Annotated in this window: 14 protein-coding genes; 10 read left to right on the top strand and 4 right to left on the bottom strand. The window is 61.5% G+C overall.

Annotated features, from left to right (window positions below; all coding sequences use genetic code 11):
* The first annotated feature begins 271 nt into the window (after window positions 1–271).
* Genes RCCGE510_RS13660 through RCCGE510_RS13645 form a run of 4 tightly spaced genes read left to right on the top strand, consistent with a single transcriptional unit; the run spans window position 272 to window position 3,952 of the window.
* Entirely contained in the window at window positions 272–1,525 is a 1,254-nt protein-coding gene (locus RCCGE510_RS13660) for a Zn-dependent hydrolase (protein ID WP_037078617.1), read from the top strand.
* Entirely contained in the window at window positions 1,525–2,115 is a 591-nt protein-coding gene (locus RCCGE510_RS13655; RefSeq protein ID WP_007630744.1) for a DUF559 domain-containing protein, read from the top strand. Before RCCGE510_RS13660 ends, RCCGE510_RS13655 begins: the two co-directional genes overlap by 1 nt.
* Window positions 2,112–3,566, top strand: a complete 1,455-nt coding sequence (gene hydA / locus RCCGE510_RS13650) for a dihydropyrimidinase (RefSeq protein ID WP_007630743.1) — start codon at window positions 2,112–2,114, stop codon at window positions 3,564–3,566. The genes RCCGE510_RS13655 and hydA overlap by 4 nt, the downstream gene beginning before the upstream one ends.
* 2 nt (window positions 3,567–3,568) lie before the next feature.
* Window positions 3,569–3,952 carry a hypothetical protein gene (locus tag RCCGE510_RS13645; RefSeq protein WP_007630741.1) on the top strand — a complete coding sequence of 128 codons (384 nt, stop codon included), beginning with the start codon at window positions 3,569–3,571 and terminating at the stop codon, window positions 3,950–3,952.
* A gap of 2 nt (window positions 3,953–3,954) precedes the next feature.
* Here RCCGE510_RS13645 and RCCGE510_RS13640 read toward each other — a convergent pair whose 3' ends face one another.
* Entirely contained in the window at window positions 3,955–4,368 is a 414-nt protein-coding gene (locus tag RCCGE510_RS13640; protein WP_007630740.1) for a cupin domain-containing protein, read from the bottom strand.
* Between the two features lie 94 nt (window positions 4,369–4,462).
* Here RCCGE510_RS13640 and RCCGE510_RS13635 point away from each other — a divergent pair, with 94 nt between their 5' ends.
* The 6 genes from RCCGE510_RS13635 (at window position 4,463) to RCCGE510_RS13610 (ending at window position 13,469) form a co-directional block, all read left to right on the top strand.
* Window positions 4,463–5,248, top strand: coding sequence for an ABC transporter ATP-binding protein (locus RCCGE510_RS13635; RefSeq protein WP_007630739.1), 786 nt, complete (start codon window positions 4,463–4,465; stop codon window positions 5,246–5,248).
* A gap of 209 nt (window positions 5,249–5,457) precedes the next feature.
* Entirely contained in the window at window positions 5,458–6,387 is a 930-nt protein-coding gene (locus RCCGE510_RS13630; protein ID WP_007630738.1) for an ABC transporter permease, read from the top strand.
* On the top strand, window positions 6,384–7,511 hold the full coding sequence (locus RCCGE510_RS13625; RefSeq protein ID WP_007630737.1) for an ABC transporter permease: 1,128 nt from the start codon (window positions 6,384–6,386) through the stop codon (window positions 7,509–7,511). Before RCCGE510_RS13630 ends, RCCGE510_RS13625 begins: the two co-directional genes overlap by 4 nt.
* Before the next feature lie 57 nt (window positions 7,512–7,568).
* Window positions 7,569–8,540: an ABC transporter substrate-binding protein gene (locus RCCGE510_RS13620; protein WP_007630736.1), complete on the top strand. Its 972-nt coding sequence runs from the start codon at window positions 7,569–7,571 to the stop codon at window positions 8,538–8,540.
* 399 nt (window positions 8,541–8,939) lie between these two features.
* A complete protein-coding gene (locus RCCGE510_RS13615; protein ID WP_007630734.1) occupies window positions 8,940–10,130 on the top strand; it encodes an efflux RND transporter periplasmic adaptor subunit in 1,191 nt (396 codons plus the stop codon).
* A 12-nt stretch (window positions 10,131–10,142) separates the two neighbouring features.
* Entirely contained in the window at window positions 10,143–13,469 is a 3,327-nt protein-coding gene (locus tag RCCGE510_RS13610) for an efflux RND transporter permease subunit (RefSeq protein WP_007630733.1), read from the top strand.
* Window positions 13,470–13,574: 105 nt separating this feature from the next.
* Here RCCGE510_RS13610 and ureG read toward each other — a convergent pair whose 3' ends face one another.
* The 3 genes from ureG to ureE form a co-directional block, all read right to left on the bottom strand.
* Window positions 13,575–14,186 carry an urease accessory protein UreG gene (ureG, locus tag RCCGE510_RS13605; protein ID WP_007630732.1) on the bottom strand — a complete coding sequence of 204 codons (612 nt, stop codon included), beginning with the start codon at window positions 14,184–14,186 and terminating at the stop codon, window positions 13,575–13,577.
* A 90-nt stretch (window positions 14,187–14,276) separates the two neighbouring features.
* Window positions 14,277–14,948, bottom strand: a complete 672-nt coding sequence (locus tag RCCGE510_RS13600) for an urease accessory protein UreF (RefSeq protein WP_007630731.1) — start codon at window positions 14,946–14,948, stop codon at window positions 14,277–14,279.
* Window positions 14,949–14,954: 6 nt separating this feature from the next.
* Window positions 14,955–15,542: an urease accessory protein UreE gene (gene ureE / locus RCCGE510_RS13595; protein ID WP_007630730.1), complete on the bottom strand. Its 588-nt coding sequence runs from the start codon at window positions 15,540–15,542 to the stop codon at window positions 14,955–14,957.
* Window positions 15,543–15,564 lie beyond the last annotated feature (22 nt).

The raw sequence follows: 15,564 nt of genomic DNA, 5'->3' as shown, positions 1-15,564 counted from the left end.
TCTTCGCTCAAGTTTGACCCGGAGACATGCCCTGCCGTATTCTTGAGCAACTGCCCGTATTTTTATCGGCGATTTTCGTGATTTTCGTCTTGAGCCCGGCGGTGGAAGTTGTAATGTTTACCAATCGGTCAAATTATCCGCCAGATGAAAAACAAAGGCAACTGGCGATTTTCCGGCGCTCGACAAAAGCAATAAGGGGCGCGGAGACGACCACGGGAACAGGCGGGCATGCTCCTTGCATGGCTGCCGCAAACAGGTGAGGGCTTGAAGAATGGTGGCAGCACCAGGCGAAAACATGCGCGTCAATGGCGACCGTCTTTGGGACAGTCTTATGGACATGGCGAAGATCGGCCCGGGCATAGCAGGCGGCAACAATCGCCAGACGCTGACGGATGCCGATGCGCAAGGCCGCAGCCTCTTCAAGACATGGTGTGACGAGGCTGGCCTGACCATGGGCGTCGACCGCATGGGCACGATGTTTGCCACCCGCGCCGGCACCGATCCCGATGCCCTGCCCGTCTATGTCGGCTCGCATCTCGACACCCAGCCGACCGGCGGCAAATATGACGGTGTGCTCGGCGTGCTTGCCGCCCTCGAAGTCGTGCGCACCATGAACGACCTCGGCATCAACACCAAACACCCGGTTGTCGTAACCAACTGGACGAACGAGGAAGGCGCGCGTTTTGCCCCAGCCATGCTGGCCTCAGGCGTCTTCGCCGGCGTGCACAGCCTGGACTTTGCCTATAATCGCAAGGATCCCGAGGGCAATCTGTTCGGCGACGAGCTGAAGCGCGTCGGCTGGGTTGGCGACGAAGAGGTCGGCGCCCGCAAGATGCACGCCTATTTCGAATATCATATCGAGCAGGGACCGATCCTCGAGGCCGAAGAAAAGCAGATTGGCGTCGTCACCCACTGCCAGGGCCTCTGGTGGCTGGAATTCACGCTGACCGGCAAGGAAGCCCATACCGGCTCGACGCCGATGAACCTGCGCGTCAATGCCGGCCTTGCCATGGCCCGCATCCTGGAAATGGTCCAGGGCGTGGCAATGGACGAGCAGCCCGGCGCCGTCGGTGGTGTCGGCCAGGTCTTCTTCTCCCCGAACTCGCGCAACGTGCTGCCCGGCAAGGTGGTTTTCACCGTCGATATCCGTTCGCCCGACAAGGCCAAACTCGACCGCATGCGGGCAAAGATCGAAGCGGAAGCGCCAAAGATTTGCGGTGCGCTGGGTGTCAGCTGTTCCATCGAGGCGATCGGCCACTTCGAGCCGATCACCTTCGACGAAAAGCTCGTCACCTCGGTTCGCTCCGCCGCCGAGCGCCTCGGCTACAGCCACATGAACCTCATCTCCGGCGCCGGCCACGACGCCTGCTGGGCCGCCAAGGTCGCGCCTGCCACGATGGTCATGTGCCCCTGCGTCGGCGGTCTCTCGCACAACGAGGCGGAAGAGATTTCCAAGGAGTGGGCGACGGCGGGTGCAGATGTGCTGTTCCATGCGGTGGTGGAGACGGCGGAGATCGTGCTGTGATGTCTAATGTCGCGCCCGGAGCCCCCTCATCCGACCCTTCGGGCCACCTTCTCCCCGCTGGGGAGAAGGGAGCGGCTGACGTTGCTGCTTCCACCTTCTCCCCTCGGGGAGAAGGTGCCCGAAGGGCGGATGAGGGGGCTCCGGGTGCGACGAAAATTATCAAACAGGATATCCGTAAACATCGCCCCGCGAAAACCGGGCAAGCCCGCCAGCTTCGCCGCAACGAAACCGAAGAGGAATACCACCTCTGGAACGACTTACGCGCACGACGCCTGAACGGCTACAAATTCGCGCGACAAGTTCCGCTCGGCCCCTTCGTCGTCGATTTCCTCTGTCGCGAAGAGCGACTGATTGTAGAAGTCGATGGCTTCCAGCATGCCGAGAGCGCGACCGATCAAAGCCGAACGGAATGGCTCAACGCCAATGGCTATTCGGTCTTGCGCTTCTGGAATCAGGAAATCTCGCGTGAGCGACGCTCGGTCCTGGAAACGGTCCTGGCAGGATTGCAGGGCCGACTCGAATTCAGCTCCGAATTGTCGAGCTTCTATTCGCCAGCCGAGTCCACAGATAAGGATAGGGAACGAACATGACTACAGTCATCAAAAACGGCACCATCGTCACGGCCGACCTCACCTACAAGGCGGATGTGAAGATCGACGGCGGCAAGATCGTAGAGATCGGTCCGAACCTCTCGGGCGACGAAACGCTGGATGCGACGGGCTGTTACATTATGCCCGGCGGCATCGATCCGCACACCCATCTCGAAATGCCCTTCATGGGCACCTATTCCTCCGACGATTTCGGGAGCGGCACGCGTGCGGCCCTTTCCGGCGGCACCACCATGGTTGTCGATTTCGCCCTTCCTGCACCCGGCCAGTCGCTGCTCGAAGCGCTGACCATGTGGGACAACAAGTCGACGCGGGCCAACTGCGACTATTCCTTCCACATGGCGGTCACCTGGTGGAGCGAGCAGGTGTTCAAGGAGATGGAGACCATCGTTCGCGACAAGGGCATCAACACCTTCAAGCACTTCATGGCCTATAAGGGTGCGCTGATGGTCGACGATGACGAGATGTTCGCCTCCTTCCAGCGCTGCGCCGAACTCGGCGCCCTGCCGCTGGTGCACGCCGAAAACGGCGACGTCGTCGCCTCGATGTCGGCAAAGCTGCTGGCAGAAGGCAATAACGGCCCCGAGGCGCATGCCTATTCCCGCCCGGCCGAAGTCGAGGGCGAGGCCACCAACCGCGCGATCATGATCGCCGACATGGCCGGCTGCCCGGTTTATATTGTCCACACCTCCTGCGAACAGGCGCACGAGGCGATCCGCCGCGCCCGTGCCAAGGGCATGCGCGTGTACGGCGAACCGCTGATCCAGCACCTGACGCTCGACGAGAGCGAATATTCCAACCCCGACTGGGATCACGCCGCCCGCCGCGTCATGTCGCCACCCTTCCGCAACAAGCAGCACCAGGACTCGCTCTGGGCAGGCCTTGCCTCCGGCTCGCTGCAGGTGGTCGCCACCGACCATTGCGCCTTCACCACGGCACAGAAACGTTCCGGTGTCGGGGATTTCACCAAGATCCCCAACGGCACCGGCGGTCTCGAAGACCGCATGCCGATGCTCTGGACACGCGGCGTCAATACCGGTCGGCTGACGATGAACGAATTCGTCGCCGTCACCTCGACCAACATCGCCAAGATCCTCAACATCTATCCGAAGAAGGGCGCGATCCTCGTCGGCGCCGATGCCGATATCGTCGTCTGGGACCCGAAACGTTCCAAGACCATCTCGTCCAAGGCCCAGCAGTCGGCGATCGACTATAATGTCTTCGAAGGCAAGGAAGTGATAGGCCTGCCGCGCTACACGCTGACGCGCGGGATCGTCGCGATCGAGGAAAGCACCATCAAGACCCGGGAGGGTCACGGCGAATTCGTCAAGCGTGAACCGGTGACGGCGGTCAGCAAGGCGCTTTCCCAGTGGAAGGAGATCACCGCGCCCCGCAAGGTGACGCGCAGCGGCATCCCGGCAAGTGGAGTATGACGATGGTGCGCCGTAGCCGCTTCGCGCTCGTCATTCTGGCCTTTGCGGCGATGGCGACATCAGCCGCCGCGGATGCGCTGCCGATCACGGGAAGCTACGGCAACAAGGACGGCTGCGCCTACGCCAGGTCAGGCGAGTCCACCGGCTCCGACGATTTCTTCCTGCTGACGCCGGAGGCGATCACCACCGCCGCATCCTCTTGCGAATTCAAGAAGGTGCTGAAGACCGAAGGAAAATCCTTTACCGCCACCGTCTCCTGCCAGGAAGAGGGTGAGGAGAACGGCACCGGTTATACGGCGAAACTGACGTTCGGCCAGAAGGGTTACATCGTCACCTTCACCGACGATGCGGCGATACACTGGGGGCCGATGCCTCTATGCAAATAAGGTTACGCCGGCACGATCCCGTCCAACTCCGGCAGAAGCACGACGCTTTCCTGTTCGTTCGGGTCGGTGCGCGCAATGATCGCCGTGCACGGCGTGCTGCTGAGGTTTGCCGGCAGGTGCGGCACGCCGGCCGGGATATAGAAAAGTTCGCCGGCATGGACGATGACGTGATGCTCGAGCCGGTCTCCGTACCAGGTGTGAGCCTCGCCGGAGAGCATGTAGATCGCCGTCTCGTGTGCCTCGTGCAGATGCGCCTTGGCGCGCACACCCGGCTGGATCGTCAGCAGGTGCATGCAGATGCCCTTGGCGCCGACCGTCTCGGCCGCGATCCCTTCGAAATAGCTGAGCCCCTGCTTGCCGTCATAGGCATGGTTGGGGCGAACGATGTGGCAGGTGGGCTTTGATGTCGCGTCCATTCTGTTCCTCCATGAAATGTGCCGCCGGCAAGACCGGCGGCGATGGTAACATGCAAACCGCGTCCCCGCGGCGAAAACAAGAACGGTCGCATTGATGCAAGCACCCTCCGTCGTATCCGCCAAGGATCTCTGTCTCACCTACCAGGCGAATGACGGCCCGGTGCGTGCACTGACCGATGTCAATCTCGATGTTCGCAAGGGCGATTTCGTCTCTTTCATCGGCCCGTCCGGCTGCGGCAAGACCACCTTCCTGCGTGTCATCGCCGATCTCGAAAAGAGCACCTCGGGCGAGATCTCGATCAACGGCATGACGCCGGAAGAGGCTCGCAAAGCCCGCGCCTACGGCTATGTCTTCCAGGCGCCGGCGCTCTATCCCTGGCGCACCATCGAAAACAATATCGCCCTGCCGTTGGAGATCATGGGATATTCCGGCGCCGACCGGGCAAGGCGCATCGCCGAAGCCCTTGATCTTGTCAGCCTTTCCGGCTTCGAGAAGAAATTCCCCTGGCAGCTTTCCGGCGGCATGCAGCAGCGCGCCTCGATCGCCCGCGCACTCGCCTTCGACGCCGACCTGCTGTTGATGGACGAACCTTTCGGCGCGCTTGATGAAATCGTCCGCGACCATCTGAACGAAGAGTTGCTGAAACTCTGGGCGCGCACCAACAAGACGATCTGTTTCGTCACCCATTCCATCCCCGAGGCGGTCTACCTCTCGACTAAGATCGTGGTGATGTCGCCGCGCCCGGGCCGCGTGACCGATGTGATCGACTCCACCCTGCCGGCCGAACGCCCACTCGACATCCGCGACACCCCGGAATTCCTGGAAATCGCCCATCGCGTCCGCGAGGGGCTGAGGACGGGGCATAGCCATGAGGTTTAGGCGCTTGAGTTCGGAGCTTACCCCCCTCTGCCCTGCCGGGCATCTCCCCCACAAGGAGGGAGATCGGCAAGGGGATAGCGCGTGGCTTCTCAATGCTTCCATGCTGGATCAGGGGCCTTTCGTTGTTTGGGGAAGCCGTTTCCGCATATCGATCTCCCCCCAGAGGGGGGTCGCTACGCATTCGACGCCCAAAAATGGGGACGATCGCTGTGAAACCCGACACCTTCAAGGACAAGATCGTCCCGGTCACCACCATCTTGCTCGCCCTCGTCGCCATCTGGTATGTGGCTGCCGTCCTGATGAACGCGCCGTTTCAGCGCGACATGGACAGCCGCGCCGGCGCCACACCGACGACCATCGAATTCATCGGCAAGACGCTGGCGCAGCCGAAACCGATCCTGCCGGCGCCGCATCAGGTGGCGCAGAACGTCTACGAGAACACCGTCCTGCGCAGCCTTTCGAGCAATCGCAGCCTTGTCTATCATAGCTGGGTGACGCTCTCCTCGACCCTGCTCGGCTTCGGTTTCGGCATGTTGCTCGGCATCCTTCTTGCCGTGCTGATCGTACATAACCGCGCCATGGACCGCTCGCTGATGCCCTGGCTGGTGGCGAGCCAGACCATACCGATCCTCGCCATCGCGCCGATGATCGTCATCATCTCCTACAATGTGCTGACCGGCGACAATGCGCTCGCACATCTGTTGAACCTCGATTCCGACGCCTCCCGTCTCGTCTCCAAGGCGCTGATCTCCACCTACCTCTCCTTCTTCCCCGTCGCCGTCGGCATGGTGAAAGGCTTACGTTCGCCTGAAATCATGCATCTCGACCTGATGCGCACCTATTATGCCAGCCCGATGCAAACGTTCTGGAAGTTGCGGGTTCCGGCCTCGATCCCTTTCCTGTTCACCTCGATGAAAGTGGCGATCGCCGCCAGCCTCGTCGGCGCCATCGTCGGCGAACTGCCGACCGGTGCCGTTGCCGGCATCGGCTCGAAGCTGCTTGCCGGCTCGTATTACAGCCAGACCATCGATATCTGGGCCGCTCTCGTCGCCGGATCGCTGCTGGCCGGCATCCTGGTCGCGATCGTCGGGGTTGCGGCAAAGATCGTCGACCGCGTCATGGGCGGGAGACCGGCATGAGACATCTGACCTTCTCCTGGCAAGGCACGGTTGCCCTTCTTCTCTGTCTCGTGTCACTGATGAGCTTGCCGCTTTTCGCCGAAGGCGCGGCACACCCCTTAACCGACGGCACGGCAAGCCTCATCTTCATCATCGTTGCCGCGGCGACCCTGCTGTCTTTTGCGCCGCAGCCGCCTGCCTACCGCGCCACCGTGCTGTTTATCGGCGCGCATGGTGCCGCCTGGATGCTGCTTTCCGCACTTTCCGGCAACGAGGGTCTGGCGACGCGGGCGTTCTTCCTGCTACTCTTTTCCTGCTGGCTGCTCGCCTGGCGATGCGTCACGGAGCTCTCGAAACTGCAGCCCGTCACTGCTTTCGGCAAATCGACGCTCCAACTGCTGATCCCGGCGATCTTCGGCGCCTGGATCCTCATCCTCTGGGAAGCGGCAACGCGCGGCGCCGGCATTCCCTTCATCATCCTGCCGCCGCCGAGCGCCATCGGCATGCGCATCACGGCCTCCCTGCCGATCCTCGGTGCTGATGTCAGGCAGACGATCTTCAAAGCGGTGTTGATCGGTTACATCGTCGGCAACCTCAGCGGCTTTGTCGTCGCGGTGCTCGCAGACCGCATCACCTTCCTGCGCCGCGGTCTCCTGCCGATCGGCAACATGGTGTCGGCCCTGCCGATTATCGGCGTCGCTCCCGTCATGGTCATGTGGTTCGGCTTCGACTGGCCGTCGAAGGCCGCCGTCGTCATCATCATGACCTTCTTCCCGATGCTGGTGAACACCGTCGCCGGCCTTGCCGCCTCCGGCAGCATGGAGCGTGACCTGATGCGCACCTATGCATCGAGCGACTGGCAGACGCTGCTGAAGCTCAAGCTTCCGGCAGCCATGCCCTTCATTTTCAACGCACTGAAGATCAACTCGACGCTGGCGCTGATTGGTGCCATCGTTGCCGAATTCTTCGGAACGCCGATCGTCGGCATGGGCTTCCGCATCTCCACCGAGATCGGCCGCATGAATGTCGACATGGTCTGGGCGGAAATCGCCGTCGCGGCGCTGGCCGGCTCGATCTTTTATGGCATCATCGCCCTGACCGAACGGGCGGTGACGTTCTGGCATCCGTCTATCCGTGGTGGCTAGACGCGCACGGGCTTTGAAAACGGCCCGGGCATAACTTCAGAGGGTAAGGATAACAAAATGAAAAAGTTGATGGTTGCAATGATGGCGAGCGCGATGTCGCTGGCATCAGCTCACGCGATGGCCGCCGACAAGGTGGTTCTGCAGCTGAAATGGGTCACGCAGAGCCAGTTCGGCGGCTATTACGTCGCCAAGGACAAGGGATTTTACAAGGAAGAAGGCCTCGACGTCGATATTAAGCCGGGCGGTCCCGATATCGCTCCCGAGCAGGTGATCGCCGGCGGCGGCGCCGACGTCATCGTCGACTGGATGGGCGGCGCCCTGGTTGCCCGCGAAAAGGGCGTTCCGCTCGTCAATATCGCCCAGCCCTATCAGAAGGCCGGCCTGGAAATGGTCTGCCGCAAGGATGGCCCGATCAAGACCGAAGCCGACTTCAAGGGCCACACGCTCGGCGTCTGGTTCTTCGGAAACGAATATCCGTTCTTCGCCTGGATGAACAAGCTCGGCCTGTCCACAGAAGGCGGCGCCAATGGCGTCACCGTGTTGAAGCAGAGCTTCGACGTGCAGCCGCTTGTCCAGAAACAGGCCGACTGCATCTCCGTCATGACCTATAACGAATACTGGCAGGCGATCGATGCCGGCTTCAAGCCGGAAGAACTGACGGTCTTCAACTACACCGAGATGGGCAACGACCTTCTCGAAGACGGTCTTTATGCGATGGAAGACAAGCTGAAAGATCCGGCCTTCAAGGAGAAGATGGTCAAGTTCGTTCGCGCCTCGATGAAGGGCTGGAAATATGCGACCGAAAACCCCGACGAAGCCGCCGGGATCGTCATGGACAATGGCGGCCAGGACGACAACCACCAGAAGCGTATGATGGGCGAAGTCGCCAAGCTGGTCGGCGACAGCTCCGGCAAGCTGGACGAGGCGCTCTATGCCCGTACGGCGAAAGCGCTGCTCGACCAGAAGATTATCAGCAAGGAGCCCGCTGGCGCCTGGACGCACGACATTACCGACGCCGCTTCCAAGTAATCGCGGCAAGCAAAGCAAAGGGAAACGCGCGGAGAGATCTCCGCGCGTTTCTTATTTTTCCTGCCTGCATGAAAAAACGCCTGCAAACTGTCGCATTTGTCGGGCGTTAAACGTCATTGGGGTAGAAGCGCGATCAATCATCGTCATGGTCACATAACCCTGCGGTGATTGATTCAGTTTCCGATGGTAACTATTATCGGCTCAGGGGGAATTGTTTTCTGCCGGGCTTGCATATCGAGCAAATCGATACCAATTAGAAGCCGATTTGCCGGCGAGGGATGAAGACGGCAATGATGTGTGGATACCCTTGAGAATGCAGGAAAGGCAGTGGCCTGGTCGCGAGCTGAAGGACAGACGCGCGAGTTCGGCTAAGCTTGTTACAAGATTGGACGAAGACGCATGGCACGCAAGCCGATTGGAATTCTAGGCGCATCCACCCTTTTTGCAGCGGCTCTCGCTGCATCCACCGCATTTTCGCAGGAAGCGCCGGTCGCAAAACCGCAGCAGAACCTGCCGGCGATCGTCGTCACCAAGGCGACAAACCGAACGCTCGTCGACCGTGTCATCGGCACGGGAACGGTCAAGCCCGTCGAGGAAGTCTATATCCAGCCGCAGGTCGAGGGCCTGTCGATCCGCACGCTGAAAGCCGATATCGGCGACAAGGTTCAGGCGGAAAGCACGCTGGCGACGCTCAACGATGATGCGCTGGTGCTGACGAAGAGCCAGATGATGGCGACGAAAGCCAAGGGCGAGGCAAGCCTTGCCCAGCTGCGCGCCCAGCTCATCGAGGCACAGGCCAATGCCGAACAGGCCAGGCAGCAGCAGGCCCGCGCCCAGGAGATGGGCAAGAAGGGTACGGTTTCCACCGCCCAGGTCGAGCAGGCTGATGCGACCGCCGCCGCCGCCAATGCCCGCGTCGTCTCCGCCGAACAGGCGATCGAGGTCGCCGAAGCCGACCTCAAGGTCTTCGACAGCCAGATCGCCGATTCCGATTTGAAGCTGGCGCGCACCGATGTGAAGACACCGGTCGCCGGCACCGTCTCGGCGAAGAACGCCAAGGTCGGCGCCATTGCCGCCGGCAACGGCGATCCGCTGTTCACCATCATCCGCGACGGCGATGTCGAGCTTGTCGCCGAGGTCGCCGAAAGCGATATCGTCAAGATCGTGGCCGGCCAGAAGGCGGCGATTTCGCTCTCCGGCAGCCGCGAGAAGCTTTCCGGCGCTGTGCGCCTGGTTTCGCCGACCGTCGATCCGGTCACCCGCCTCGGCCTCGTCCATATCTCCATCGACGACGACAGCAAGGCGCGTTCCGGCATGTATGGCAGCGCCGAGATCATCGTTCGCGAGACTGAGGGCGTATCGCTTCCCCTGACAGCCGTGCTCACCGGCAACGAAGGCTCCTCCGCCCGCAAGGTGGAGGAAGGCGTGGTGAAATTCGCCAAGGTCGAGACCGGTATCCAGGACGGTGCCTATGTCGAGATCGTCGATGGATTGAAGACCGGCGACGAGGTGGTGGCCAAGGCGGGCGCTTATGTCCGTGACGGCGACCACATCACTCCGGTGCGTGAACAGCCCCCGGCTTCCAACTAAAGAGACCATCCGATGAATTTTTCAGCCTGGTCCATTCGAAATCCCATCGCGCCGCTCCTGGCCTTCTGCCTGCTGGTCTTCATCGGCATGCAGTCCTTCAATGCGCTGCCGATCACCCGCTTTCCGAACATCGACGTGCCGCTCGTTTCGATCAACGTGACGCAAAGCGGCGCTTCGCCGGCCGAACTCGAAATGCAGGTGACGAAAGAGATCGAAGACGCGGTCGCCTCCATCACCGGCATCGATGAAATCCAGTCGACGGTGACCGATGGCAGCTCGCAGACCGTCGTCATGTTCCGGATGGAAGTGCCGACGGAACAGGCGGTACAAGACACCAAGGATGCGATCGACCGCATCCGCAGCGATCTGCCGGCGACGGCCGAAACACCGATCGTTTCCAAGGTCGATGTCGAAGGCCAGGCGATCCAGACCTTCGCCGTTTCCTCGCCTGACATGTCACTGGAAGAGCTCTCCTGGTTCGTCGACGATAGCGTCAAGCGATCGCTGCAGGGACAGGCCGGCATCGGCCGCGTCGACCGTTATGGCGGCGCAGACCGCGAAGTGCGCATCGAACTTACCCCCGGCAAGCTCGATGCCTATGGCATTACTGCCGCAAGTGTGAATCAGCAGCTGCGCGGCACCAATATCGATCTCGGTTCCGGCCGCGGCCAGGTGGCCGGCAGCGAACAGGCGATCCGTGTTCTGGGCGATGCCCGCAACGTCGCCGAGCTTGCCGACACCACGATCGCGCTGCCGAACGGCCGCTTCGTCAAGCTGTCCGATCTCGGCGTCATCAAGGACACTTATGAAGAGCCGAAATCCTTCTCACGTTTTGACGCCACGCCGGTTGTCACCTTCGGTGTCTTCCGCTCGAAGGGCGCCAGCGAAGTCAGCGTCGCCGAAACCGTAGCGCAGAGCCTCGACAAGGTCCGGACCGAAAACCCGAACGTGAAGATCGAACTGATCGACGATTCGGTTTATTTCACCTACGGCAACTATGAAGCCGCCATCCATACGCTGCTCGAAGGCGCACTGCTCGCCGTCATCGTCGTCTTCCTGTTCCTGAGGAACTGGCGCGCGACGCTGATTTCGGCAATCGCCCTTCCGCTGTCTGCGATCCCGACCTTCTGGATCATGGACATGATGGGCTTCTCGCTGAACCTCGTCAGCTTCCTCGCTTTGACGCTTGCGACCGGCATCCTCGTCGACGACGCGATCGTCGAAATCGAAAACATCGCCCGCCACATCAAGATGGGCAAAACGCCTTATCGGGCAGCGATCGAGGCGGCTGATGAAATCGGCCTTGCCGTCATCGCCACCACCTTCACCATCATCGCCGTCTTTGTGCCGGTTTCCTTCATGCCGGGCATTCCGGGCCAGTATTTTATTCAGTTCGGCCTGACTGTCGCCTTCTCCGTGTTCTTCTCGCTGATGGTGGCGCGCCTCATCACTCCGATGATGGCCGCCTATCTCATGCGCGCCGAAGACGGCGTCGACGATCACCACGACAATGACAGCCTGCTGATGCGTGGATACACACGCCTGATACGCGGCACGACGGGGCGCTGGTACACGCGTTATGCGACGCTGCTTGTGGCGTTCGGCTTCCTGGCCGGCTCCGTTTTGCTGCTCATGCAGGTTCCCGGCAGCTTTTTGCCGCCGGAAGATGCCTCGCGCATCGTTCTTTCCGTCGAATTGCCGCCCAATGCACGGCTTGACGATACCGAGAAGACGACCGATGCGATCTATGACAGGGTCAAGGATATCAACGGCGTCGAAAGCGTCTTCGTCCTCGGCGGCGCATCGCCGAAGGGCGATCTTGAGCTGCGCCGTGCGACCATCACGCTCGCGCTCGATAAGCTCGACCAATCGCTGGTCAAGAAGATGGTCAATGACGGGCTCGGCCACATCCCCTTCATCGGTCCGATGCTGCCGAAGGTGGAAGTCCACGGCCGTGAGCGTCCGCAATGGGATATCGAAAAGGAAGTCTTCGCCAAGCTGCGCGACATTCCCGACGTCCATATCCTGAAACTCAACGACCGCGGCGAACGCGACCTCGCCTTTAACTTTCTCTCCAAGAACGAGAAAGACCTGAACGACGCTGTCGGCATTCTGGAATCCAAGCTTCGCGCCGACCCGCTGCTTGCCAATGTCAGCGCCGACGGCGCCCTGCCCCGTCCGGAACTGCAGGTTTATCCGCGTAAGGACGAGGCCGCACGCCTCGGCATCACGCCGCAGCAGATCTCCGAAACGATCCGTGTCGCCACCATCGGCGATGTCGATGCGGCTCTTGCCAAGATCTCGCTCGATGATCGCCAGATCCCGATCCGTGTCCAGGCGGCAGTCGACATGCGCCGCGATCTCTCGGCCATCCGCGCATTGAAGATCCAGACCGCCAGCGGCGGCACCGTTCCGCTTTCAAGCGTCGCCGATATCGACTATTCGGAAGGCGTAAGCTCGATCAAGCGCAACAACCGCTACCGCGTCGTTTCGATCGGCTCCGACCTGCCGCAGGGCGTAGCACTCGACACGGCTTCGGCCCGCTTCCGCGAAATCGTCAAATCAGCTAATATCCCGGCCTCCGTGCATCTTGCCGAAAGCGGCGACACCAAGGTGCAGAGCGAGATGCAGCAGAGTTTCGTCAACGCCATGTTGATGGGCCTCCTGCTGGTGCTGACAGTGCTGATCCTGCTCTTCAAGGACGTGATTCAGCCCTTCACCATCTTGCTCTCGCTGCCGCTCGCCATCGGCGGTGTCGCGGCGGCTCTGATCATCACCAGCAACCCGCTGTCGATGCCGGTCATGATCGGCATCCTGATGCTGATGGGTGTCGTCACCAAGAACGCCATCCTGCTTGTCGATTTCGCGATCGAAATGCGCCACCAGGGCATGGCCCGCGTCGAAGCCATGGTCGAAGCTGGCCGCAAACGCGCCCGGCCGATCATCATGACCTCAATCGCCATGTCGGCCGGTATGCTGCCTTCCGCGCTCGGCGTCGGCGAAGGCGGCTCGTTCCGCGCACCGATGGCGATCGCGGTGATCGGCGGCATCATCGTCTCGACGGTCCTCTCGCTCGTCGTCGTACCCTCCTTCTTCCTGATCATGGACGATTTGTCCCGCCTGCTCGGCTGGATGTTCGGCCGCCTGGTCGGCAGGAAGGACGAGGAGGAGTTGCCGCTGTCGCGCGAGGATCTCTCCCGCGTCACCCGCGAGAACCGCAGCGACATCGACTCGTTGGAGGAGCGGTTGACCGCGATCGAAAAGCCGGAAAGCAAGCGCAAGAGCGCCAACGGCAACGACACCAACGTGCTCCGCCTGCCACCCTTCGCAGCGGAATAAGCAATGCCCAGAAAATGAAACGGGCCGGGAGCGATCTCCCGGCCCGTTTCGTTTTGCCGTCTCGCCGCTATCAGCGACATCAATCTTCTCCGCCAGATCTGGTCGTCAGAGTCCGCCCTGCTCTCTGAGGAAACTGACGATCGAGCTGACGCCCTCGCCGCGTTTCATGTCGGAGAAGACGAAGGGGCGTGCCGCGCGCATGCGTGTGGCGTCCCGATCCATCACCTCGAGATCGGCGCCGACATAGGGCGCCAGATCCTTTTTGTTGATCACGAGCAGGTCCGAGCGGGTGATGCCAGGCCCGCCCTTGCGCGGGATTTCCTCGCCCTGGCAGACGGAGATGACATAGATGGTGATATCGGCAAGATCGGGCGAAAAGGTCGCTGCTAGATTGTCGCCGCCGGATTCGATGAAGACGACGTCGAGATCGGGGATCCGCCGGTTGAGGCCGGCGATCGCCTGGAGATTGATCGTCGCGTCCTCGCGAATGGCGGTATGCGGGCAGCCACCGGTCTCGACACCGACGATGCGGTCCGAAGGCAGCGCCTGCATGCGCACCAGCGCCTCGGCATCCTCGGTCGTGTAGATGTCGTTGGTGACAACCGCGACGGAATAGTCGTCGCGCATCGCCTTGCAGAGCTTTTCCGTCAGCGCCGTCTTGCCCGAGCCGACCGGCCCACCGATGCCGACGCGCAAAGGTCCGTTTCTTGATTTCATGTGCCTTACTCCAATCGAACCTCGATGATAGCGACGCTGCCATCGCGCGCCACCGTCAAATGACGCAGTCGCAGTGATAATTTGGTATGATCACGAGCGGAACAGCCGCGTCGCCTGCGTCTCGTGCCGCAGGCTGGCAATATCGGCCTGCATCGTTGCCGAGCCCAGATCGTCAAGCGAGGAGGCTGCCGCACGCCGGGCGACTTCCGCAATCCGCTCTTCGAGGCCGGCAATCACGGCAACACCGTCCTTCTGACCAGCGACGCCGAGGCGGATGCCGGATGAAACTGCTTGTGAGACATAGGCATGCAGGAAGGCGGCAAGCGCCTTCTCAGGCCCTATGCCGTGCGCACCCGTCACCGCCCCGACGGCAATGGGATAAGCGACCTTGTCCGGCAACCTATCGAACACGCCGTCCGGCCAGGCCCGCGCCGCCGCCAGGAACGCCTCGCCAAGCAGCATGGTTTCCTGATGGCGCTCGCGCGATCCGGCAAGTGCGGCGGCGAGTGAGGCGATTTCGGCAAGGCGCGCGGGTTCATCCTGACACCTGTGGCTTTCGGCCAGCAGCACCGCATCGTTCCAGACCGAACCATGGCCGATCAGCGTGCCGATCCAGGCAGCAAGCGAGGCCGCATCCGTGACCAGCCCGTCAGCCACGGCCCGCTCCAGCCCGCCCGAATAGGCAAAGCTGCCAATCGGGAAGGCCGGCGAGAGCCATGCCGTCAGGCGCAGCAATGCGTGCAGCTCACGATCCCCGGTCATCCAGCCTCAGTCGTGCTTGTGGCCGTGATGTCCGTGATCATGGTCATGGCCGTGGTCGTGGCGGTGCTCATGCTCATGCTCGTAGCCATGTTCGTGATCGTGGTCATGGCCCTGATTAGGATTGTGCCCGTGATCATGATCGTGCTCATGCGAATGGCCGCCATGGGAATGATAGGCTCCCCGCGCCGGCTGGAACGGCTCATCGATATCGAGGACGGTCGCGCCAAGGCCCTGCAGCATGGTGCGGATGACATGATCGCGCAGGATGACGATGCGGTCTTCCTCGATCTGGGCTGCGAGATGACGGTTGCCGAGATGCCAGGCAAGCTCGACCAGGTGCACGCGGTCGCGCCCGCGAATTTCGAAGAGCTTCTCATCAGCCGCGAGAATTTCGATCAGTTCGCCGTCGTCGCGCACCAGCAGGTCGCCGTTGGCGAAAAGAACCGGGTCCTTGAGATCGAGCATGACCATCTCGCCATTTTCCAGATGCAGCAGCTTGCGGCGCAGATGGCGCAGATCGTGCGGCAGCTTGACCTGGGCGGTCGGATGGGAGGACGGGGTTCCGGCGGGGAGATAGGAGGTAACGCGCTGCATGGATATGTCCGCTTTGCTGAGA

The sequence above is a fragment of the Rhizobium sp. CCGE 510 genome, assembly GCF_000292525.1.
GTDB lineage: Bacteria > Pseudomonadota > Alphaproteobacteria > Rhizobiales > Rhizobiaceae > Rhizobium.
The sequence above is the reverse complement of the archived record's forward strand: the minus strand, read 5'-3'. Positions and strand labels throughout refer to the sequence as shown.

Coding starts and splice junctions, on each gene's coding strand:
- RCCGE510_RS13625 (WP_007630737.1), top strand. CDS start 6,384: ATGAGACATCTGACCTTCTCCTGGCAAGGCACGGTTGCCCTTCTTCTC.
- RCCGE510_RS13655 (WP_007630744.1), top strand. CDS start 1,525: ATGTCTAATGTCGCGCCCGGAGCCCCCTCATCCGACCCTTCGGGCCAC.
- RCCGE510_RS13640 (WP_007630740.1), bottom strand. CDS start 4,368: ATGGACGCGACATCAAAGCCCACCTGCCACATCGTTCGCCCCAACCAT.
- ureG (WP_007630732.1), bottom strand. CDS start 14,186: ATGAAATCAAGAAACGGACCTTTGCGCGTCGGCATCGGTGGGCCGGTC.
- hydA (WP_007630743.1), top strand. CDS start 2,112: ATGACTACAGTCATCAAAAACGGCACCATCGTCACGGCCGACCTCACC.
- RCCGE510_RS13600 (WP_007630731.1), bottom strand. CDS start 14,948: ATGACCGGGGATCGTGAGCTGCACGCATTGCTGCGCCTGACGGCATGG.
- ureE (WP_007630730.1), bottom strand. CDS start 15,542: ATGCAGCGCGTTACCTCCTATCTCCCCGCCGGAACCCCGTCCTCCCAT.
- RCCGE510_RS13620 (WP_007630736.1), top strand. CDS start 7,569: ATGAAAAAGTTGATGGTTGCAATGATGGCGAGCGCGATGTCGCTGGCA.
- RCCGE510_RS13610 (WP_007630733.1), top strand. CDS start 10,143: ATGAATTTTTCAGCCTGGTCCATTCGAAATCCCATCGCGCCGCTCCTG.
- RCCGE510_RS13635 (WP_007630739.1), top strand. CDS start 4,463: ATGCAAGCACCCTCCGTCGTATCCGCCAAGGATCTCTGTCTCACCTAC.
- RCCGE510_RS13660 (WP_037078617.1), top strand. CDS start 272: ATGGTGGCAGCACCAGGCGAAAACATGCGCGTCAATGGCGACCGTCTT.
- RCCGE510_RS13645 (WP_007630741.1), top strand. CDS start 3,569: ATGGTGCGCCGTAGCCGCTTCGCGCTCGTCATTCTGGCCTTTGCGGCG.
- RCCGE510_RS13615 (WP_007630734.1), top strand. CDS start 8,940: ATGGCACGCAAGCCGATTGGAATTCTAGGCGCATCCACCCTTTTTGCA.